Consider the following 19,603-nt stretch of genomic DNA (forward strand, 5'->3'; position numbering starts at 1 on the left):
TAGGGTATTTTTATGCGACAAACAATTAAATATGAATTTTGGGTAGGCTTATTTTTACTACTCGGTATCTCCGCGTTAGTGTTTCTAGGCTTACGCGTAGCGAATGTACAAGGTTTTGGTGAAACAAAATCTTACACAGTGACTGCAACTTTTGACAATATTGGTGGACTAAAAGTCCGTGCACCACTTAAACTTGGTGGGGTAGTCATTGGTCGCGTGTCTGACATTACGTTAGACGAAAAATCTTACTTGCCAAAAGTCAGTATTGCGATTAATGAAGAATATAAAGAAATTCCGGAAAACAGTTCGTTATCGATCAAAACATCGGGATTATTGGGCGAACAATATATCGCCTTAAGTATGGGCTTTGATGATGGTGAAACCGCGATGTTAAAAAACGGTAGCCAAATTCAAGACACTAAATCCGCAATGGTATTGGAAGATTTAATCGGCCAGTTCCTTTACGGTGATAAAAAAGCAGACGGTAATGCTGACAAAGCAGAATCAGATGTAAAATAATAATCTTTATTTAGGAGATTTATGATGAAATTTACTCAGTTTAAAAAATGGTTTAGCGTAATGGCATTTGCAGTGACCGCACTTTTTGTGACTCAAACTGTACGTGCAGAAACAAGCCCTTATGTGTTGATGCAACAAGCATCAGATAAGTTATTTGCCGATATCAAAAACAATCAGGCAAAAATTAAAAAGGATCCAAACTATTTACGTACCATCGTGCGTAACGATTTATTACCTTACGTGCAAGTAAACTATGCAGGTTCTTTGGTGTTAGGTTCACACTTTAAATCAACCACACCAGAACAACGTGAAAAATTCTTTAAAGCATTCAGTGATTTTATCGAACAAGCTTACGCACAAGTATTAACTGCTTACACCGATCAAAATATTCAAATTGAACCGGCCAAAGAAGTAGGCGACAAAAACCTTGTGAGCATTCGTGTAAACATCATGCAAAATGGTGGACAAGCGCCAATTAAATTAGATTTCAAATGGCGTAAAAACAGTAAAACGGGCGAATGGCAAGCTTATGATATGGTTGCTGAAGGCGTGAGCATGGTTGTCACCAAACAAAATGAATGGAGCGGTATCTTACGTCAACAAGGTATTGATGCATTAACTGCTCAAATTCAAAAATCTGCTGCTGCACCAGTGACATTGAGCAAATAAGCGAATGACTGCGTTAAAGTGGGATTTAATCCAAAATAATGATAAGATAGCTCTCCAATTATCGGGGGAGCTATCCCGCAACACGTTGTTACCATTATGGCAACAACGTGCTTCTTTTTTATCAGAAAAGCAAAACAATCAAAGTCTCATTGAATTTGATTTAACTGAAATCAATCGAATTGATTCTGCCGGTTTTGCATTATTGTGTGATTTTTTACATGATTGTGAGCAGTTACCAAATAAAAAAGTGCGGTTGATAAACCCTCCAGAACAGTTATTAACCCTTGCTGATTTAGTGAATTTATCTCATTGGATTAGCACTTTTATCGACCATAATTAAAACGGAAATCCGAATGGAACTGCAAGAAATTGAACATATTTTAAAAGAAAGCCTGAATGTAGATGAAGTTTATGCTCAAGGTGAAAATGCTCATTTTGGTGTGATTGTAGTAAGTGATGAAATCTCAGCACTTTCTAAATTAAAGCAGCAACAAACCATCTACGCGCCATTAATGCCTTATTTCCAAACTGGCGAAATTCACGCTTTAACTATTAAAACCTATACCACTGCAAAGTGGAAAATGGATCGTCTATTACATCAAGCAAGCTAGGATTTTCTATGGAAAAATTTCGTGTTTATGGCGGGCAATCTCGCTTAACTGGTACTGTAACCATCTCTGGTGCAAAAAATGCTGCACTTCCTATTCTTTTTGCCGCAATTTTGGCAACTGAGCCGGTTAAATTAACAAACGTACCAGAACTAAAAGATATTGATACCACTTTAAAAATCTTACGTAAACTTGGCGTTGTGGCAGAGCGTGATGCTGAAGGTGCAGTATTATTAGATTGTTCTAAAATTGATCATTTCGTTGCGCCGTATGAATTAGTAAAAACCATGCGTGCCTCTATTTGGGCATTAGCACCTTTGGTGGCTCGTTTTCATCAAGGTCAAGTTTCTTTACCTGGCGGTTGTTCAATTGGTGCACGTCCAGTCGATCTTCACATTAGTGGCTTAGAAAAACTCGGTGCGACCATTGAGCTTGATGAAGGTTACGTAAAAGCAGTTGTCGCAGATCGTCTTGTGGGTACACGTATTGTGATGGAAAAAGTGAGCGTTGGTGCAACTTTATCTATCATGATGGCGGCAACGCTTGCAAAAGGTACAACAATTATTGAAAACGCTGCTCGTGAGCCAGAGATCGTCGATACAGCAGATTTCCTCAATAAAATGGGCGCTAAAATTACAGGTGCCGGTACCGATCACATTGTGGTTGAAGGTGTTGAGCGTTTAACAGGCTGCGAGCACAGCATTGTGCCAGATCGTATTGAAACCGGCACATTCTTGATTGCGGGTGCCATTTCTGGTGGTCGCGTGGTATGTAAAAATACTAAAGCGGATACCATGGATGCGGTGATTGATAAACTTCGTGAAGCGGGTGCCGAAGTTGAAGTCACAGAAGATAGCATTACATTGGATATGCATGGCAATCGTCCGAAAGCCGTCAATATTCGTACTGCACCACACCCAGGTTTTCCAACAGATATGCAAGCGCAGTTCACCTTGCTAAACATGGTGGCAGAAGGCACCAGTATCATTACTGAAACCATCTTTGAAAACCGCTTTATGCACATTCCAGAATTAATTCGTATGGGGGGTAAAGCTGAAATTGAAGGTAACACCGCAGTTTGTCATGGTGTTGAGCATCTTTCTGGTGCAGAAGTGATGGCAACGGATTTACGTGCGTCAATTAGTCTTGTGTTAGCAGGATGTATCGCAAGTGGTGAAACTATCGTGGATCGTATTTATCACATCGATCGTGGTTATGAACACGTTGAAGATAAACTTCGTTGTTTAGGTGCGAAGATTGAACGTTTCTCTGAAAAGAGCGAAGAAGTTTAATGAAATCCAGATAAAAAAGAGCGGTCAATTTTGACCGCTTTTTTATTTTCTATTCATTATTTTTTCGAATAATCTCTCGCCCCAAAAATGGCTGTACCAATGCGTACCATCGTTGAGCCACATTTAATGGCACTTTGCATATCATCGGTCATCCCCATTGAAAGCGTATCAATTTGTTGATGAGGAAAAGCGATTTTCAATTGCTCAAATAATTGTTCCATTTGGTTAAAAGCCGCTTCTTGTTCAGCAATATTATCTGTTGGTGCAGGGATCGCCATTAATCCACGTAAACGTAAGTGCGGTAGATTTTCGATGTGTTTTGCAAGCTCAATCATTTCACTCGGTTGAATACCTGATTTACTGGCTTCATCACTGATATTAATTTGGATTAGAACGTTCAAAGGGGCTTTATTGGTTGGACGTTGTTCATTTAAACGATCGGCAATTTTTGCACGTTCTAGCGTTTGCATCCAATCGAAATGTTCAGCCACAAGACGCGTTTTATTGGATTGCAATGGGCCAATAAAATGCCATTCAAGCTGAATATTCTGTGCTTCAAAATACTGAATTTTATCTACACCTTCTTGAACATAGTTTTCCCCAAATGCTTTTTGTCCTGCGTGATAGGCTTCTAAAATCGCTTCATTGGGTTTAGTTTTAGAAACCGCTAATAAAGTGACCGCACTTTCAGGGCGATGAGCGAGTTGAGTGGAGGTTTGGATTTGTTGATGAATGGTTTCGAGTGCTTGTTGAATTGTCATCATTTTCTTCCTGAACAATGTAAAACTCGTTTTATTCTATACCAAAGTAATGATTTTTAGAAAAAAATCTTCATTTTTTCGATTTTATGTTTGACAAGCTCGCGCTTTTTCGGTATTTCTAAACACATCTTTTTTTCAAGGTAAAAATACGATGAAAAATAACCGCACTTTCACTATTACCACCATTATTATGACCATTACGACAATTAATGGGGCGGGTTAGTGCGTAGCAAACAGGATCAGGAAAACCCGCATTCAGTCTAGTGCGGGTTTTTTAATATTTAAAAATCACAACATCTGAGGATATTATCATGCGCGTATTAAAATTTGGTGGCACTTCATTAGCCAACCCTGAGCGTTTCTCGCAAGCAGCTCAATTAATCGAAAAAGCTCATTTAGAAGAACAAGCAGCCGGTGTGTTATCCGCTCCTGCTAAAATTACAAATCATCTTGTAGCCCTCTCTGAAAAAGCCGCATTAAACCAACCAACCGATACCCACTTTAACGAAGCCATTGAAATTTTCTATAACATCATTAATGGTTTGCACGCTGAAAATAATAAATTTGATCTTGCGGGTACCAAAGCCCTCATTGATGCAGAATTTGCCCAAATTAAAGGTTTATTAGAAGAAATCCGCCAAGCAGGCAAAGTAGAAGATAAAGTTAAAGCAACCATTGACTGCCGTGGTGAAAAATTATCGATTGCCATGATGAAAGCGTGGTTTGAAGCACGCGGATACAGTATTCACATTGTAGATCCAGTTAAACAATTATTAGCACAAGGCGGTTACTTAGAATCTTCAGTTGATATTGAAGAATCCACAAAACGCGTTGATGCGAAAAGTATCGGAAAAGATAAAGTTGTCTTAATGGCTGGTTTTACTGCTTGTAATGACAAAGGTGAATTAGTGTTATTAGGTCGTAACGGTTCTGATTATTCAGCCGCTTGTTTAGCTGCTTGTTTAGACGCATCTGTTTGCGAAATCTGGACTGATGTAGACGGCGTTTATACCTGTGATCCTCGTTTAGTACCAGATGCACGTTTATTACCAAGCCTTTCTTATCGTGAAGCGATGGAGCTTTCCTATTTTGGGGCGAAAGTGATCCATCCGCGTACAATTGGCCCATTATTACCAAAACAAATTCCATGTGTAATTAAAAATACAGGTAACTCATCTGCGCCAGGTTCTGTGATCGATGGCCATGTAAAATCTGAAGAGTTACAGGTGAAAGGAATTACTAACCTTGATAACGTGGCGATGTTTAACGTTTCAGGACCAGGTATGCAAGGTATGGTGGGAATGGCCGCTCGTGTCTTTTCTGCTATGTCAAAAGCAGGGATTTCAGTCATTTTAATCACTCAGTCTTCTTCTGAATACAGTATTAGTTTCTGTGTGCCAGTGAAATCGGCAGATGCAGCGAAAGCGATTTTAGAACAAGAATTTGCTGCAGAATTAAAAGCTCATGACTTAGAACCGATTGAAGTTGCAAAAGATCTTTCTATTATCTCTGTTGTAGGCGATGGTATGAAACAAGCTAAAGGTATCGCGGCTCGTTTCTTCTCTGCATTGGCTCAAGCGAATATCAGCTTAGTCGCGATTGCACAGGGTTCTTCTGAGCGTTCAATTTCAGCAGTTGTAGCACAAAATAAAGCAATTGAAGCTGTGAAAGCGACTCACCAAGCCCTTTTTAATAATAAGAAAGTCGTTGATATGTTTCTAGTCGGCGTTGGTGGTGTTGGTGGTGAGTTAATTGAACAAATCAAACAGCAAAAAGAGTACCTTGCAAAGAAGGATATTGAAATCCGTGTTTGTGCCTTAGCGAATTCAACAAAAATGCTTTTAGATGAAAACGGATTGAATTTAGATAATTGGAAAGCTGATCTTGAAAATGCAACCCAACCTTCTGATTTCGATGTGTTGTTATCTTTCATTAAATTACATCACGTGGTGAACCCAGTCTTTGTTGATTGTACAACGGCTGAATCAGTCGCAGGACTTTATGCTCGTGCATTAAAAGAAGGCTTCCACGTGGTAACCCCAAACAAAAAAGCGAATACTCGTGAATTAGCGTATTACCACGAATTACGTCGCAATGCACAAGCGAGCCAACATAAATTCTTATATGAAACCAACGTAGGGGCAGGCTTACCGGTTATTGAAAACTTACAGAATTTATTGGCGGCAGGTGATGAACTTGAGTATTTTGAAGGCATTTTATCTGGCTCACTTTCTTTCATCTTCGGTAAATTGGAAGAAGGACTTTCTCTTTCAGAAGTGACCGCACTTGCACGTGAAAAAGGCTTTACAGAACCAGATCCTCGTGATGATTTATCAGGTCAAGATGTGGCACGTAAATTACTGATTTTAGCGCGTGAAGCGGGGCTAGAACTTGAGCTTTCCGATGTAGAAGTGGAAGGTGTGTTACCGAAAGGCTTCTCTGAAGGTAAATCAGCCGATGAATTTATGGCAATGTTGCCACAGTTAGACACGGAATTTAAAGCACGCGTTGAAGCCGCGAAAGCAGAAGGCAAAGTATTGCGTTACGTAGGCCAAATTAAAGATGGCCATTGCAAAGTGTCAATCATTGCCGTGGATCAAAATAATCCATTGTATAAGGTAAAAGATGGTGAAAATGCCCTTGCGTTCTATACGCGTTATTATCAACCAATTCCGTTGTTATTACGTGGTTATGGTGCAGGTAACGCAGTGACTGCAGCCGGCATCTTTGCGGATATTTTAAGAACATTACACCACTAAAAGGACATAATATGTTAAGAATTTATGCTCCAGCATCAAGTGCAAATATTAGTGTAGGGTTTGACACATTAGGCGCAGCCATTTCACCGATTGATGGTTCATTATTAGGTGATGTCGTACAGATTGAGTCTATTCCAAGTGGTTTCGAGCTCGAAAGTGCGGGCTATTTTGTACGTAAATTGCCAAAAGAGCCGCAAAAAAATATCGTGTATCAGGCCTATGTACTGTTTAGTGAGCAATTAAAATTACGCAATGTGAGAGTTAAACCATTGCGTTTGACCCTTGAGAAAAATATGCCGATTGGTTCGGGATTAGGTTCAAGTGCGTGCTCTATCGTGGCTGCATTAGTGGCATTAAATAAATTCCACGATGAGCCATTCTCAAAAATGGAATTGTTAGAGATGATGGGGGAGCTAGAAGGTCGTATTTCAGGTTCAATCCATTATGATAACGTTGCGCCTTGTTATCTCGGTGGTGTGCAATTTATGGTACAATCCCTCGGTAACATTTGCCAAAAACTGCCATTTTTTGATAATTGGTACTGGGTTTTAGCTTACCCAGGCATTGAGGTTTCAACCGCTGAAGCGCGTGCAATTTTACCGAAAAGCTACACGCGTCAAGATGTGATTTCTCATGGTCGTCATTTAGGTGGCTTTGTGCACGCATGTCACACGCATCAAGAAAACCTTGCAGCGATGATGATGAAAGATGTGATTGCTGAACCTTATCGTGAGGCTTTATTACCCAACTTCGCAGAAGTGAAACAAGCTACTCGTGATTTAGGTGCATTAGCGACGGGAATTTCTGGTTCAGGCCCAACGATTTTCTCAATTGCACCTGATTTACAAACCGCAACAAAATTGGCCACTTATTTAGAAAATCATTATTTACAAAACAATGAAGGCTTTGTTCATATTTGTAAGGTCGATAATGATGGCGCGAGAGAGCTAGGTTAAATAACAAATCGCTTTATCCCCTCTTTTATAAGAGGGGAATAACATTTTATTAAAACTCTATAATTAACGGATATACAATGAATTTGTACAATATCAAACACCCTGAAGAACAAGTAAATTTTGCTCAAGCAGTACGTCAAGGGCTTGGCAAAGATCAAGGTTTGTTCTTTCCCGAAACGATCCCCGCTTTAACCAATATTGATGAGTTATTAGCCTTACCATTGGTTGAACGTAGCCAAAAAATTCTTGGCGCCTTAATCGGTGAAGAATTACCGAAAGCCACTTTGGATGCAATGGTGAAAAATGCGTTCACCTTTACGGCACCATTAGAAAAAGTGGAAGACAATATTTATGCGCTTGAATTATTTCATGGGCCAACTTTAGCATTTAAAGACTTTGGCGGTCGTTTTATGGCGCAGGCGCTCGCTGCAGTGCGTGGCGATGGCAAAATTACCATTTTAACAGCGACATCTGGAGATACTGGCGCAGCGGTTGCCCACGCATTTTACGGTTTGGAAAATATCAATGTGGTGATTTTATATCCGAAAGGCAAAATCAGCCCATTACAGGAAAAACTATTCTGTACTTTAGGTGGGAATATCCGCACTGTGGCGATTAATGGCGATTTCGATGCCTGCCAAGCGTTAGTCAAACAAGCGTTTGATGATGCAGAGCTACGTCAAGCGATTGGTTTAAACTCAGCAAACTCTATCAACATTAGCCGTTTATTAGCGCAAGTTTGTTATTACTTTGAAGCTGTAGCTCAATTACCAAAAGAAAAACGTGATAACGTAGTAGTTTCTGTACCAAGTGGTAACTTTGGTAACTTAACCGCAGGTTTAATTGCAAAAACATTAGGTTTACCAATTAAACGCTTTATTGCATCAACCAATGCGAACGATACTGTGCCGCGTTATTTAGAATCAGGTGACTGGGCACCTAAAGCAACTGTAGCCACGCTTTCTAATGCGATGGATGTCAGTCGTCCGAACAACTGGCCGCGTGTAGAAGAACTATTCAAACGCAATGGCTGGAATTTAGCTGATTTAGGTTCTGGTATGTTAAGCGATGGCGAAACAGAAGAAACCTTAAAAGCAATGTATGCAAAAGGTTATTTATGTGAACCACACGGTGCGATCGCATATCAAGTATTGAAAGACCAACTTAAAGCGGATGAAACTGGTATTTTCTTATGTACGGCACATCCTGCGAAATTTAAAGAGTCTGTGGAGCGTATTCTTTCGCTCGATCTTCCACTGCCAGAAGCGTTGGATAAACACAATAAATTGCCATTACTTTCTGATGAAATGGATAACGATTTTGCACAACTACGTGCATATTTGTTGAAATAATAAAAAAGTGCGGTTGATTTTGACCGCACTTTTATTTTGTCACTCAAAAGGGCGGGATAAACGCCCTTTATTTTTAGGAGTTAATCTTCTTTTCCTAAGATTTGATTCACTTCACTCTTATAGAGAACCGCTTTAGCACCGAAAATAGCCTGTACACCACCGCCGACTTCAAGCACATCAATCGCACCTAATTTTTTCAATGTGGCTTTATCAACGGCTTTGACATCTTTAACAGAAACGCGTAAGCGAGTAATACACGCATCCACGTTTTCAATATTTTCAGCGTTACCTAATGCTGCAATAATTTTATGTGCATTTTCAGTCAGTGAACTGGTTTCTTGTTCTACATTTTCTTCGGTTTCTTCACCACGTCCTGGCGTCATCACATTAAAGATGCGAATCAAGAAAACGAAAGAGAAATAATAGAGCAGTGCCCAAGGAATACCGACGAAAATGACACGCAACCAATGGGTGTTTTCATCACCTTGTAAGATACCGAAGAGCAAGAAATCAATAAAACCACCAGAGAAAGTATTCCCGATAGAGATATTTAAATAATCGGCAATAAAGAAAGACACACCATCTAAGAATGCATGGAATACATAAAGCCATGGTGCAACAAACAAGAACATAAACTCGATCGGTTCAGTAATGCCAGTAATGAAAGAGGTTAGAGCTGCACCAAGGAACAAGCCGCCAATTTGTGCACGACGTTTTTTCGGTACACAGTGATACATGGCTAAACAGGCAGCGGGTAAGCCAAACATCATAGTATCAAAACGGCCAGCAAAGAAACGGGTTCCTTCAGTAAATAAACCATGGTGATTTGGATCAGCTAATTGAGCGAAAAAGATTTTTTGTGCCCCAACAATCATCTCGCCATTGACCATTTCCACACCACCTAATTCAGAATACCAAAACAGCGGATAAATCATGTGATGTAAGCCAACCGCACCAGATAATCGCATTAAGAAACCATATAAGAATGTTCCAAAGGTTCCCATGGATGCGATACTTTTACCTGCAGATACGAGCCATTGTTGGAAAGTTGGCCAAATGAGGAAGAAAACTAATCCAACGAAAATAGCTGAAAAAGCCGTCACGATCGGCACAAAGCGAGAACCGCCAAAGAAACCTAATACTTGTGGTAATTGAATGTTGTGATAGCGATTGTGTAATTTAACGGTAATCAAGCCCATCACCAATGCACCAATCACTCCCGTATCGATACTTTTTACATCAGGAGAGAAAATCGGAATTAATGCAGTAATGGTACCCGTCATAATGAGATAACCAACAACCGCAGCGAGAGCGGCAACGCCTTTGTCACGTTTAGCTAAGCCGATACCTAAACCAATACACAATAATAAGGCTAAATTAGCGAACACCACGCTACCAGCCGCTGACATAATCTGAAATAGACCTTGTAGTGCCTCATTATTTAAAATTGGATAAGCTTGCACCGTTGCTTTATTGGAAAGCGCCCCACCGATCCCGAGTAAAAGACCTGCAGCAGGCAAAATAGCAATCGGCAACATGAATGCCTTACCGACTTGTTGAAGTTGTTTAAACATAGAACCTCCTGTGATTACTTTTTTGAAATGTAACGTATTTGAAGGGAAAAATCTGTGAAACCGCTCACAGTTTCAATCTAACACCTTGCTTTGATGAGTTTTAGCTTATGTTGGCGTGTGGTGGATTTCCTTTTATAATGCAATCAAACTGATATGTTTATTTATTATTTGTATGACAACTTTTATTGCCTACGCCAATATTCAACAACCTTTTCCTTTTGATAAAATTTCTAGGGAACTCGTCCCTGAGAATTTGCATACGGAACCGCAGGGAAATTCTCGGATAACGCAACGTCATCAATGTCGTCGATTAGCGCATTTTTTACTTTGGCAGTTGCTAAGAGTGGCGGAAAAATCAACCGCACTTTTAGGGCAAATTTATCGTACGCAAAGTGGCAGACCACAATCTCCTGTCGAGAATATCGATTTTAATATTAGTCACTCTGGCGATTGGGTTGCCGTATTGCTGCATATTAATGAATCAGAAAAAAGTGCGGTCGGTATTGATATTGAATTTTTGAAAAAACGGAATTTTTCTGCGCTCATGGCGCATTTCGCGCCACAAGCAGAACAAGAATGGTTTGCTAAACAGCCTGATGCAGAGCTGGCCTTTTATCGTTGTTGGTGTTTGCGTGAAGCGGTATTGAAATCACAAGGCGTAGGAATAGTGAAGTTATCAAGTGTGACGCATTTGCCAGAACAACTGCAGATCTTTTCAGATTATTGCCCGAAAGGTGCGTTGATCTTTACGAATGAATTGCCTTTTTACTTTGCGGCATTTATAAATCAGTCAAAAATCCAACCGCACTTTTATCACTGGGATGGAAAAAAATTACTCGAAAAAAATATAAAAAAATCCTTGATTTACCAAGTAAATGAATAAAAGAAAATCCTTGAAAATATTCAAGGATTTTTTATTTTATAAAACTTGATTCGTCACTTGTATTTTCATAGACTAACCCCATTTATTTCGATAAACTCATTAAAATTTTTAGACAAATGGAGAACGTAATGTCGCAAAACGGTCCAGATCAAGATCCTTGGGGTAAACCGGGACAGAGCAGCGGTCCAAAACAGTCAGATAATTCATCAGATAAGCAAAATGAAAATGGCTGGGGTTCGCGAGACAATAAAAATCAGGAGCAATCACCACCAGATATTGAAGAAGTATTCAATAATCTGTTGAAAAAATTAGGTGGGGGTAATAAAAAAGGCGGTTCAAATAATACTTCGCCGAATATACCTTCATTCAATTTAGGTAAAATTTTACCGATCGCCGCGGTGATCGGGGGAATTATTTGGGGTGCAAGCGGTTTTTACACCATCAAAGAAGCGGAACGTGGTGTGACGTTACGTTTTGGTGAGTTTCATTCTACCGTTCAACCGGGTTTGAACTGGAAACCGACTTTCATTGATAAAGTGGTTCCAGTGAATGTAGAACAAGTTCGCGAGCTTAAAACGCAAGGTGCAATGTTAACCAAAGATGAAAACATGGTTAAAGTGGAAATGACCGTACAATATCGCGTGCAAAATCCAGAAAAATACTTGTTTAGCGTGAGCAATGCAGATAATAGTCTCGGACAAGCGACGGACAGTGCGCTTCGTTATGTGATCGGCCATATGACCATGAATGATATTCTGACAACGGGTCGTGCAGTGGTGCGTGAAAATACTTGGAAAGCGTTGAACGATATTATCAAACCTTATGACATGGGGCTTGAAGTGATTGACGTGAACTTCCAATCCGCACGTCCACCAGAAGAAGTAAAAGATGCTTTCGATGATGCGATTAAAGCACAGGAAGACGAACAACGTTATATTCGTGAAGCAGAAGCTTATGCTCGTGAGAAAGAGCCAATCGCTCGCGGTGACGCACAGCGTATTATAGAAGAAGCGACCGCTTACAAAGATCGTGTTGTGCTTGATGCACAAGGGGAAGTGGAACGTTTACAACGTCTTCTACCTGAATTTAAAGCTGCGCCTGATTTGTTAAAAGAGCGTCTTTATATTCAAACCATGGAAAAAGTCATGGCAAATACGCCGAAAGTGATGTTAGATGCAAATAATGGTAACAATTTAACCGTATTACCATTGGAACAATTAATGGGTAAAAAAGCGGCTCAACCGACGACCACAACGCCTGAAAGTGCGGTTAGTTCTGCACCGGTTTCAACACAGGAACGTCGTGTAGAAACGCAAACGACCCAACCAGTTCAATCAAATGAAGGCATTCGCCAAGGGAGATTTAACTAATGCGTAAATTTTTACTTCCGATTATTGTGGTGATTGCTGCGGTGCTATATTCCAGCATCGTGGTTGTAACTGAGGGCACTCGTGGCATCATGTTGCGTTTTAACAAAGTACAACGTGATGCAGAAAACAAAGTGGCGGTGTATGAGCCAGGTTTGCATTTCAAATTGCCTTTAATTGATAGCATTAAAGTGCTTGATGCGCGTATTCGTACCTTAGATGGCTCAGCTACTCGTTTTGTGACAGTCGAGAAAAAAGACTTGTTGGTGGATTCCTATGTGAAATGGAAAATCAGCGATTTCGGTCGTTTCTATACTGCAACGGGTGGTGGCGATTATAACCAAGCTTCAAGCTTATTAAGCCGTAAAGTGAATGACCGTCTGCGTTCAGAAATTGGTACACGTACAATTAAAGATATCGTTTCTGGTACGCGTGGTGAATTAATGGCGGGGGCGAAAAAAGCGTTAAATTCAGGGCAGGATAGTACCTCTGAATTAGGGATTGAAGTTGTCGATGTTCGCGTAAAACAAATCAATTTACCGGATGAAGTTTCTTCTTCGATTTACCAACGTATGCGTGCAGAACGTGATGCGGTTGCCCGTGAACACCGTTCACAAGGTAAAGAAAAAGCAGCATTCATTCAAGCAGACGTGGATCGTAAGGTGACCTTGATCTTAGCGAATGCAAATAAAACTGCACAAGAATTACGTGGTAATGGTGATGCGGCAGCAGCGAAATTGTATTCTCAAGCTTTTGCTCAAGAACCACAGTTTTATAGCTTTATTCGTAGTTTAAAAGCGTATGAAAGTAGCTTTGAAGGTTCAGGTAATATGATGATCTTGAAACCAGACAGTGATTTCTTCCGCTTTATGCAAGCGCCAAAGAAATAAACGAGAGATAATAAAACGTAAAGTGCGGTTAGAAATAACCGCATTTTTTATTGCTGAATTTTAGGGAGATCTCTATTTATAAGTTAAAAACACCTGTAATGCAATCAATCGTATCCATAGCCAAATCAAATTAAATCCACATAAAATATAAGCCAATTTTTTGGCATAATCACCTTGCTTTTTAAGCTTTTTCTTTCTTTTTATATTTTATTGATCATTTGGAGGATTAGATGAAAAAACTGATTATTGGCGGAGCAGCCATTGCAGTATTAGGTTATTTGGGTGTTGTGGGGTATTACATCAATTTGATAAAGAGAACGCGACCCAACTTTTAATGGAAAATCACTATACGGGAGAACAAGAAAAAGTGGCAAAGGCGTTGTTTGATAACAGCTGCCAATATTGTCATAGTCCAAACACACCTCTTCCATTTTATTCAAAATTCCCGATTGTGGGTGACCAAATGCAATCGGATATTCAGAATGGGCTTCGTGCTTTCCGCTTAGATCGTTTAGTTGAAGGCTTAAAAGATCCGAGCAAATTATCCCAAGCTGATTTAGCAAAATTACAACGTGTACTTGAAAATAACGAAATGCCAATTGCTAAATTCAGACATCTTCACTGGGGAAGTAAACCAGATGAGCAAGAAAAAGTGGCGTTGCTTAACTGGATTCGTGAAGCTCGTAAAATGTCTTTACCAAAAGAAACACCAAATGTTGATGCCGATCGTTTAGTTCAACCGATTCCAGACAGCATTGAGACTGATAAAGCAAAAGTCGCGTTAGGTCATGATCTTTACTTTGATGGACGTTTATCAGGCGATGGTTCTATTCAATGTCATACTTGTCACCAATTAGACAAAGGTGGTGTGGATAGACTTGAAACCTCAACAGGGATTGAAGGTAAAAAAGGTCCAATTAACGCACCAACCGTATTTAATGCTGCGTTTAACTTTGTGCAATTCTGGGATGGCCGTGCAGCAGATTTAGCGGATCAAGCTAAAGGTCCTCCAACAAATCCGGTAGAAATGGGCTCACACTCTTGGGATGACATCGTGGCACGTTTTGAAATGGATGAAGAGTTCAAAAAAGAATTCTTAAAAGAATATCCACAAGTGACGAAAGAAACCTTAACTCACGCGATTGGTGAATATGAAAAAACATTAATTACGCCAAATAGTGATTTCGACCGTTATTTGAAAGGGGATAAAACAGCCTTGACCGAACAACAAGTTCGCGGTTATGAGTTATTCAAACAACATAAATGCGATACTTGTCATACTGGCGTAGCAATGGGCGGACAATCTTATGAATACATGGGACTCTACGGCGATTACTTTAAAGATCGTGGTACGCCATTAACTGATGCGGATGAAGGTCGCTTTGCACAAACTAAAGATCCTTTCGATATGCATCGCTTCAAAGTGCCAACTTTACGTAACATCGCACTTACTGCACCCTATTTCCATGATGCGTCAGCAAAAGAGCTAAAAGATGCTGTGAGTGCAATGTTGAAATACCAAAGTAACGTGAAACAGCCTGCTCAAAAAGATGTGGAGGACATCACCTCTTTCTTAGAAAGTTTGACAGGTGAATTTAAAGGTGAAAAATTGAAATAATCCTTTGATCTGTAAATAGAAACGACCGCAAGTGCGGTCGTTTTTTTATGTGTTTTATTTTGAGATTTACTATAAAACAAAACGATGAGTTTCTTTTCCCTTATTTTATGCTAAGTGTTTATCCTTTGTTTCCGTAATAAACCAAAGTCCAATCAAACTTAATACAGCATTTAAGGTTAGATAAATTCCAACACCTTTTAAGCCATAATTTGCATTCAGTGGTAACGCAATAATTGCTGCTACACTGGCACCGAATAAGCCTGAAATATTGTAGGTCAACGATGCACCGGAATAACGAGCATGTGTTGGAAACAATTCAGGTAAGAAACTCGCAAGGGGGCCGTATCCCATGCCAATTAACCCCATTCCTATCATCAAGAACCAAAATAAACTGGTAGTTGTTCCATTATCGAGAAAATATGGCAAGGCTAAGCCGAAAATAGCCACGCCAAAGGTTGTCCAAATTAACCAAATTCTTCGTCCAACGATATCGATATATTTGCCTGAAATAGCAATTGTAATGGCTAATGAAATCGCACTGCACATTAATAAAGCAGTAAAAATTTGTGGTGAGAAACCTAATCCCATTGCATAACCGGCTTCAGATACGGTTGGGGTAGATTTTGCATAAATTTGGCTGAAAGCGATCATAATATAAAAGAGCACATAGCCTGCAATGCAGATCGACATACCTAAGAAGAATGGTTTGAAATGAGTAACAATCACTTCCATCATCGGTAAAGCTTTAGGTTTAGGCTTGTTAAGTGCTGCAATAAATATTGTCGCTTCTGTAAGTTTTAATCGAACATACAACCCAATAGCAACTAATACAAAAGAGGAAAGAAATGGAATTCGCCATGCCCAGTCAGTCATTGCGGATTGTCCAAAAAGCGCGGTAATGAGTAAAAAGACACCATTGGCAAGTAGTAATCCTAGAGGAGCGCCTAATTGTGGAAAAGTGCCATACCAACCACGTTTCCCTTCAGGTGCATTTTCGATTGCCACTAATGCAGCGCCGCCCCATTCGCCACCTAAACCAATGCCTTGCCCGATACGGCATAAACAAAGTAAGATCGTAGCCCATATTCCGATACTGTCATAAGTTGGTAATAAGCCGATCACTACGGTTGAGATCCCCATTACTAACAGGCTCATAACAAAGGTATTTTTTCTTCCTAAGCGATCGCCAAAATGTCCGAATAATACCGCCCCCAGAGGACGAGCAATAAAAGTCAGTGCTAGTGTAGAAAGCGCAGCAATTTGTCCCGAAAGTGGGTCAGCTGCGTGGAAAAATTGATGATTGAAAACGAGCACTGCAGCCATGGTATAAATATAGTTATCGAAATATTCAATAGCGGTGCCAATCATTGTTGCCATTGCTACACTTTTCAAACTATTTGGCTTATTCAGTGGTTGCATCCGCTAGCTTCCTTTAATGCTTTGGTGCTTGCCTTTATATCTTTGGCTTGACTGATTGCGGTTATTACCGCGATACCATCTGCGCCGTATTTTCGCAACGTTTTCACATGCTCCAATTTCACGCCACCAATGGCTACAAGTGGTTTTGTGATACCTGCTTTTCTCAAGGTTTGAATAAACGCCATTCCTAGAGTAGGTTTAGGATTTTCTTTTGACTGAGTCGGAAAAATTGGACCAATACCGAAATAATCGATTTCAGATAATTCCTCTCCGATTTTGGCTTCGTCTAAACGATTGATGGACCAACCAATAATGAATGGTTTATGGGTTCTTGCTCGAATCGTTTTTACAGGCGTATCACTTTGTCCAACATGAATGCCATCCGCTTCAATTTCTAAAGCTAAATCAACGTTATCATCGACAATAAATGGCACATTATATTGACGACATAAGTCTCTGCACTTAATGGCTAAGGCTCGTTGTTCTGTTGGAGAATTTTCTAATGAGAATTTGCCTTTATCGCGAAATTGAAAACAGGTAATGCCTCCTTCTAAAGCTTGTCTAAGAACAGAAAGCAAGTTATCTGCTAGATTATCACCTAAATGTCGGCAATCTTGTGTACCTGCTACAAAATAGAGCGGTAAAATTTCTTGAATATTTTTCATCTTTCACTCCTTAAAGGCGACTGTAAGCCCAATGATTAGTCGGTCCATGTCCATGACCAATATTCAATGGATGAGATATGGCTGCCGTAATAAAATCTTTGGCTGTTTTGACCACACTTTTTAGAGGTGCCCCTTTGGCTAATTCTGCCGTTAAGCAAGCTGAAAAAGTACAACCTGTGCCATGAGTATGTGGGGTATTGAAACGTGGACTTTCCAAAACAAAAAGTTCACCATCTTGTAAAAGGATCCAATCTTGGCATTGCTCACTTTGTGAATTGAGTGAATGCCCGCCTTTAATAATCACATTCTTCGCACCTTGTTTTTGCAAGTCTAATGCGGTCTGTTGAATGCTTGTAGTATCAGAAATTTTGATGCCTGTTAACGCTTCTGCTTCAGGAATATTTGGGGTAATGACATCTGCGAGTGGCAATAAATGTTTGATTAATGCGGATACCGCTTGTTGTTGCAATAATGGCGCTCCACCTTTTGCAATCATGACAGGATCGATAACCAATGTGCCGAATGGACGATTTTTTAAGAAATCAGCAACGCATTCAATAATATCTGCTGTGCCAAGCATACCAATTTTGGCACTTGCAATCTGAAAGTCATTTTTTACCGCTTCCAGTTGTGCTTGAATTGTTTTCAGTGGAATAGGGTGAATATCAAATACGCCAAGTGTGTTTTGTGCGGTGACAGCTGTAATCACTGAGGTTCCAAATACACCTTGCATTTGAAAGGTTTTCAAATCTGCTTGAATGCCAGCGCCGCCGCCACTGTCCGAACCAGCAATAGTCAATGTTTGTGGAATGTTAGACATATTTCACCTCCGCGTTTTGTTCTATTAAATCAGGTGTTAAGGCTGCCAATTCATCAAGCAAGCGAATTTGGAACTGACCGACTTGCGTGGTTAAGTTTTTAGCCGCAATCTCCCCTGCAACGGTGTAAGCGGCACAGGCTTCGATTGTTGCTAAAAAATGTTTTCCTTCATCAACGGCTAAAAATGCTGCACATACTGCACTTAATAAACACCCCGATGCGGTGACTTTGGGGAATAATGGTGTGCCGTTATGGATGGTAGCTGTTTGCTTTCCATCACTGATGATATCGACTTCGCCACTAATTAATACCATGCAACTATAGCGTTGTGCTACACGTTGAGCGACTTCTTGTAGATTCGTTTTACCTTGTCCTGCATCCACGCCTTTTGCTTGCCAGTCTTCACCAGCAATCGTAGCTAGCTCACCTGCATTACCACGAATTAAGGCAAATTTCACTTCAGACAGTAACTGACGGATAGTTTCTCGTCGGTAGCTAGTGGCCCCCACTCCTACAGGATCAAGGACGACAGGAATGCCTATTGAATTAGCGGTTTTACCTGCTAATAACATAGCCTCTCGTTCTTTACCGATAAGCGTGCCGATATTGATTACCAATGCTTGGCTGATTTTGGGCACCTCAACCATTTCCTCTATGTTCGCTGACATCAATGGTGACGCACCTAATGCAAGTAAACCATTAGCACTAAAATTTGCCGCAACAATGTTGGTTATGTTATGAATAAGCGGGTTTTGCTCACGAATTTTTGATAAATAAATAGATTTCATTTCACGCCTTTATTTTTATGATAAATCCAATCCCATTTGCCAAAATCCGATTTCCATTCGGGTAGCCGTAGTAAAAATTTGTTGGATATGAGCGAATTGGGAATCATCAAGTGGCTCACAAAGTGCGGTAAGAAAATCAACCGTTTCTTGTGCCGTTTGTTGATATTCAGGCGATGAATATGCGTCAATCCATGCTTGATAAGGATTGCTTGGTAGTTTTGGATAATTTTCTGTGATGTAGCGGGCGACTTGTGCGTAACCTAAAGCACAAGGCGTAACGGCTGCATATAGCTCTGGTAAGCCGCCCGTCATTCCACAATCAAGCAAGTAGCGTGTATAGGAAATGCATGCCGCACTTTCTGGTGTTTGGAATATTTCCTGCTCACTAATTTCCCATTGACGACAGTAATCCAAATGTAATTGGATTTCTTGGCAAAGAATGTCGAGCGTTTTACGTGGCATTTCCATATCAGTGAAATTTTTTGCCTTGAAGACGCCCAAGGCAAAAGCACGGCTGTAATGGAAAAGATAGATGTAATCTTGTTTTAAATAGTGTTGAAAACAAGCTTTTGGCAAGGTGCCTTTTGCAAGTTGTTGCACAAATTCATGCTCAACATATTGCTTCCAATAAGGTTGCGCTTGCTGAATGAGTTGTTCAATCATC

The 19,603-nt window shown here is 40.2% G+C and carries 18 protein-coding genes, 1 pseudogene and 1 other annotated feature; of the genes and pseudogenes, 12 read left to right on the forward strand and 7 right to left on the reverse strand.

All coding sequences use genetic code 11. The features are described 5' to 3' along the window. Positions 1-12: 12 nt before the first annotated feature. From mlaD to murA, 5 genes are read left to right on the forward strand one after another with little or no spacing between them, the layout of a single operon-like run. Positions 13-519 (forward strand): outer membrane lipid asymmetry maintenance protein MlaD, encoded by a 507-nt coding sequence (mlaD, locus tag PARA_RS05715; protein ID WP_014064939.1) that lies wholly within the window; start codon positions 13-15, stop codon positions 517-519. A 21-nt stretch (positions 520-540) separates the two neighbouring features. Beyond that, positions 541-1,188, forward strand: a complete 648-nt coding sequence (gene mlaC / locus PARA_RS05720; RefSeq protein WP_014064940.1) for a phospholipid-binding protein MlaC — start codon at positions 541-543, stop codon at positions 1,186-1,188. 4 nt (positions 1,189-1,192) lie between these two features. Then, complete coding sequence (locus PARA_RS05725) at positions 1,193-1,528, forward strand: STAS domain-containing protein (RefSeq protein WP_014064941.1); 336 nt, start codon at positions 1,193-1,195, stop codon at positions 1,526-1,528. Positions 1,529-1,541: 13 nt separating this feature from the next. Continuing rightward, positions 1,542-1,799 carry a BolA family protein gene (locus PARA_RS05730; protein WP_014064942.1) on the forward strand — a complete coding sequence of 86 codons (258 nt, stop codon included), beginning with the start codon at positions 1,542-1,544 and terminating at the stop codon, positions 1,797-1,799. 8 nt (positions 1,800-1,807) lie between these two features. Then, positions 1,808-3,088, forward strand: a complete 1,281-nt coding sequence (murA, locus tag PARA_RS05735; RefSeq protein WP_014064943.1) for a UDP-N-acetylglucosamine 1-carboxyvinyltransferase — start codon at positions 1,808-1,810, stop codon at positions 3,086-3,088. A 56-nt stretch (positions 3,089-3,144) separates the two neighbouring features. Here the strand turns inward: murA and PARA_RS05740 are convergent, their stop codons facing one another. After that, the gene (locus PARA_RS05740) at positions 3,145-3,849 is read right to left on the reverse strand and encodes a YggS family pyridoxal phosphate-dependent enzyme (protein ID WP_041918231.1); all 705 of its coding nucleotides are present in this window, start codon (positions 3,847-3,849) and stop codon (positions 3,145-3,147) included. 164 nt (positions 3,850-4,013) lie between these two features. After that, positions 4,014-4,128 (forward strand) — a sequence feature (Thr leader region). A 32-nt stretch (positions 4,129-4,160) separates the two neighbouring features. Between PARA_RS05740 and thrA the strand changes: the two genes are divergently transcribed. The 3 genes from thrA to thrC all read left to right on the forward strand — a co-directional run bounded on the left by thrA (position 4,161) and on the right by thrC (position 8,916). Further along, positions 4,161-6,608, forward strand: coding sequence for a bifunctional aspartate kinase/homoserine dehydrogenase I (gene thrA / locus PARA_RS05745; protein WP_014064945.1), 2,448 nt, complete (start codon positions 4,161-4,163; stop codon positions 6,606-6,608). Between the two features lie 11 nt (positions 6,609-6,619). Next, positions 6,620-7,564, forward strand: coding sequence for a homoserine kinase (gene thrB, locus PARA_RS05750; protein ID WP_014064946.1), 945 nt, complete (start codon positions 6,620-6,622; stop codon positions 7,562-7,564). A gap of 77 nt (positions 7,565-7,641) precedes the next feature. Beyond that, positions 7,642-8,916: a threonine synthase gene (gene thrC / locus PARA_RS05755; protein WP_014064947.1), complete on the forward strand. Its 1,275-nt coding sequence runs from the start codon at positions 7,642-7,644 to the stop codon at positions 8,914-8,916. Positions 8,917-8,996: 80 nt separating this feature from the next. Here thrC and PARA_RS05760 read toward each other — a convergent pair whose 3' ends face one another. Continuing rightward, complete coding sequence (locus PARA_RS05760; RefSeq protein WP_014064948.1) at positions 8,997-10,490, reverse strand: PTS transporter subunit EIIC; 1,494 nt, start codon at positions 10,488-10,490, stop codon at positions 8,997-8,999. 172 nt (positions 10,491-10,662) lie between these two features. Here PARA_RS05760 and PARA_RS05765 point away from each other — a divergent pair, with 172 nt between their 5' ends. The 4 genes and pseudogenes from PARA_RS05765 (at position 10,663) to PARA_RS05780 (ending at position 15,248) form a co-directional block, all read left to right on the forward strand. Continuing rightward, positions 10,663-11,373: a 4'-phosphopantetheinyl transferase family protein gene (locus PARA_RS05765; RefSeq protein ID WP_041918232.1), complete on the forward strand. Its 711-nt coding sequence runs from the start codon at positions 10,663-10,665 to the stop codon at positions 11,371-11,373. A 128-nt stretch (positions 11,374-11,501) separates the two neighbouring features. Continuing rightward, positions 11,502-12,743, forward strand: a complete 1,242-nt coding sequence (hflK, locus tag PARA_RS05770) for an FtsH protease activity modulator HflK (protein ID WP_014064950.1) — start codon at positions 11,502-11,504, stop codon at positions 12,741-12,743. Continuing rightward, on the forward strand, positions 12,743-13,630 hold the full coding sequence (hflC, locus tag PARA_RS05775) for a protease modulator HflC (protein WP_014064951.1): 888 nt from the start codon (positions 12,743-12,745) through the stop codon (positions 13,628-13,630). The genes hflK and hflC overlap by 1 nt, the downstream gene beginning before the upstream one ends. Positions 13,631-13,860: 230 nt before the next feature. Then, positions 13,861-15,248: pseudogene (locus PARA_RS05780) on the forward strand (cytochrome-c peroxidase). Positions 15,249-15,353: 105 nt separating this feature from the next. On the opposite strand, the gene PARA_RS05785 reads toward PARA_RS05780, so the two are convergent. The 5 genes from PARA_RS05785 to tenA are packed head-to-tail and all read right to left on the reverse strand — an operon-like array spanning position 15,354 to position 19,602. Then, positions 15,354-16,658: an MFS transporter gene (locus tag PARA_RS05785; RefSeq protein ID WP_155106203.1), complete on the reverse strand. Its 1,305-nt coding sequence runs from the start codon at positions 16,656-16,658 to the stop codon at positions 15,354-15,356. Continuing rightward, a complete protein-coding gene (thiE, locus tag PARA_RS05790; RefSeq protein WP_014064954.1) occupies positions 16,655-17,332 on the reverse strand; it encodes a thiamine phosphate synthase in 678 nt (225 codons plus the stop codon). Before thiE ends, PARA_RS05785 begins: the two co-directional genes overlap by 4 nt. A gap of 10 nt (positions 17,333-17,342) precedes the next feature. Beyond that, on the reverse strand, positions 17,343-18,152 hold the full coding sequence (gene thiD, locus PARA_RS05795; protein ID WP_014064955.1) for a bifunctional hydroxymethylpyrimidine kinase/phosphomethylpyrimidine kinase: 810 nt from the start codon (positions 18,150-18,152) through the stop codon (positions 17,343-17,345). After that, complete coding sequence (gene thiM, locus PARA_RS05800) at positions 18,145-18,939, reverse strand: hydroxyethylthiazole kinase (protein WP_014064956.1); 795 nt, start codon at positions 18,937-18,939, stop codon at positions 18,145-18,147. The genes thiD and thiM overlap by 8 nt, the downstream gene beginning before the upstream one ends. Positions 18,940-18,954: 15 nt before the next feature. Then, on the reverse strand, positions 18,955-19,602 hold the full coding sequence (tenA, locus tag PARA_RS05805) for a thiaminase II (RefSeq protein ID WP_014064957.1): 648 nt from the start codon (positions 19,600-19,602) through the stop codon (positions 18,955-18,957). Position 19,603: the final 1 nt, after the last annotated feature.

The organism is Haemophilus parainfluenzae T3T1 (assembly GCF_000210895.1).
In the GTDB taxonomy this organism is placed as follows: domain Bacteria; phylum Pseudomonadota; class Gammaproteobacteria; order Enterobacterales; family Pasteurellaceae; genus Haemophilus_D; species Haemophilus_D parainfluenzae_A.

Excerpts from the sequence above, each read along its gene's own strand:
- thiD (WP_014064955.1), bottom strand. The coding sequence starts at position 18,152 with ATGTCTAACATTCCACAAACATTGACTATTGCTGGTTCGGACAGTGGC.
- thiM (WP_014064956.1), bottom strand. The coding sequence starts at position 18,939 with ATGAAATCTATTTATTTATCAAAAATTCGTGAGCAAAACCCGCTTATT.
- thrB (WP_014064946.1), top strand. The coding sequence starts at position 6,620 with ATGTTAAGAATTTATGCTCCAGCATCAAGTGCAAATATTAGTGTAGGG.
- tenA (WP_014064957.1), bottom strand. The coding sequence starts at position 19,602 with ATGATTGAACAACTCATTCAGCAAGCGCAACCTTATTGGAAGCAATAT.
- PARA_RS05765 (WP_041918232.1), top strand. The coding sequence starts at position 10,663 with ATGACAACTTTTATTGCCTACGCCAATATTCAACAACCTTTTCCTTTT.
- mlaD (WP_014064939.1), top strand. The coding sequence starts at position 13 with ATGCGACAAACAATTAAATATGAATTTTGGGTAGGCTTATTTTTACTA.
- PARA_RS05760 (WP_014064948.1), bottom strand. The coding sequence starts at position 10,490 with ATGTTTAAACAACTTCAACAAGTCGGTAAGGCATTCATGTTGCCGATT.
- PARA_RS05725 (WP_014064941.1), top strand. The coding sequence starts at position 1,193 with ATGACTGCGTTAAAGTGGGATTTAATCCAAAATAATGATAAGATAGCT.
- hflK (WP_014064950.1), top strand. The coding sequence starts at position 11,502 with ATGTCGCAAAACGGTCCAGATCAAGATCCTTGGGGTAAACCGGGACAG.
- thiE (WP_014064954.1), bottom strand. The coding sequence starts at position 17,332 with ATGAAAAATATTCAAGAAATTTTACCGCTCTATTTTGTAGCAGGTACA.
- hflC (WP_014064951.1), top strand. The coding sequence starts at position 12,743 with ATGCGTAAATTTTTACTTCCGATTATTGTGGTGATTGCTGCGGTGCTA.
- PARA_RS05730 (WP_014064942.1), top strand. The coding sequence starts at position 1,542 with ATGGAACTGCAAGAAATTGAACATATTTTAAAAGAAAGCCTGAATGTA.
- mlaC (WP_014064940.1), top strand. The coding sequence starts at position 541 with ATGATGAAATTTACTCAGTTTAAAAAATGGTTTAGCGTAATGGCATTT.
- PARA_RS05740 (WP_041918231.1), bottom strand. The coding sequence starts at position 3,849 with ATGACAATTCAACAAGCACTCGAAACCATTCATCAACAAATCCAAACC.
- murA (WP_014064943.1), top strand. The coding sequence starts at position 1,808 with ATGGAAAAATTTCGTGTTTATGGCGGGCAATCTCGCTTAACTGGTACT.
- thrA (WP_014064945.1), top strand. The coding sequence starts at position 4,161 with ATGCGCGTATTAAAATTTGGTGGCACTTCATTAGCCAACCCTGAGCGT.
- thrC (WP_014064947.1), top strand. The coding sequence starts at position 7,642 with ATGAATTTGTACAATATCAAACACCCTGAAGAACAAGTAAATTTTGCT.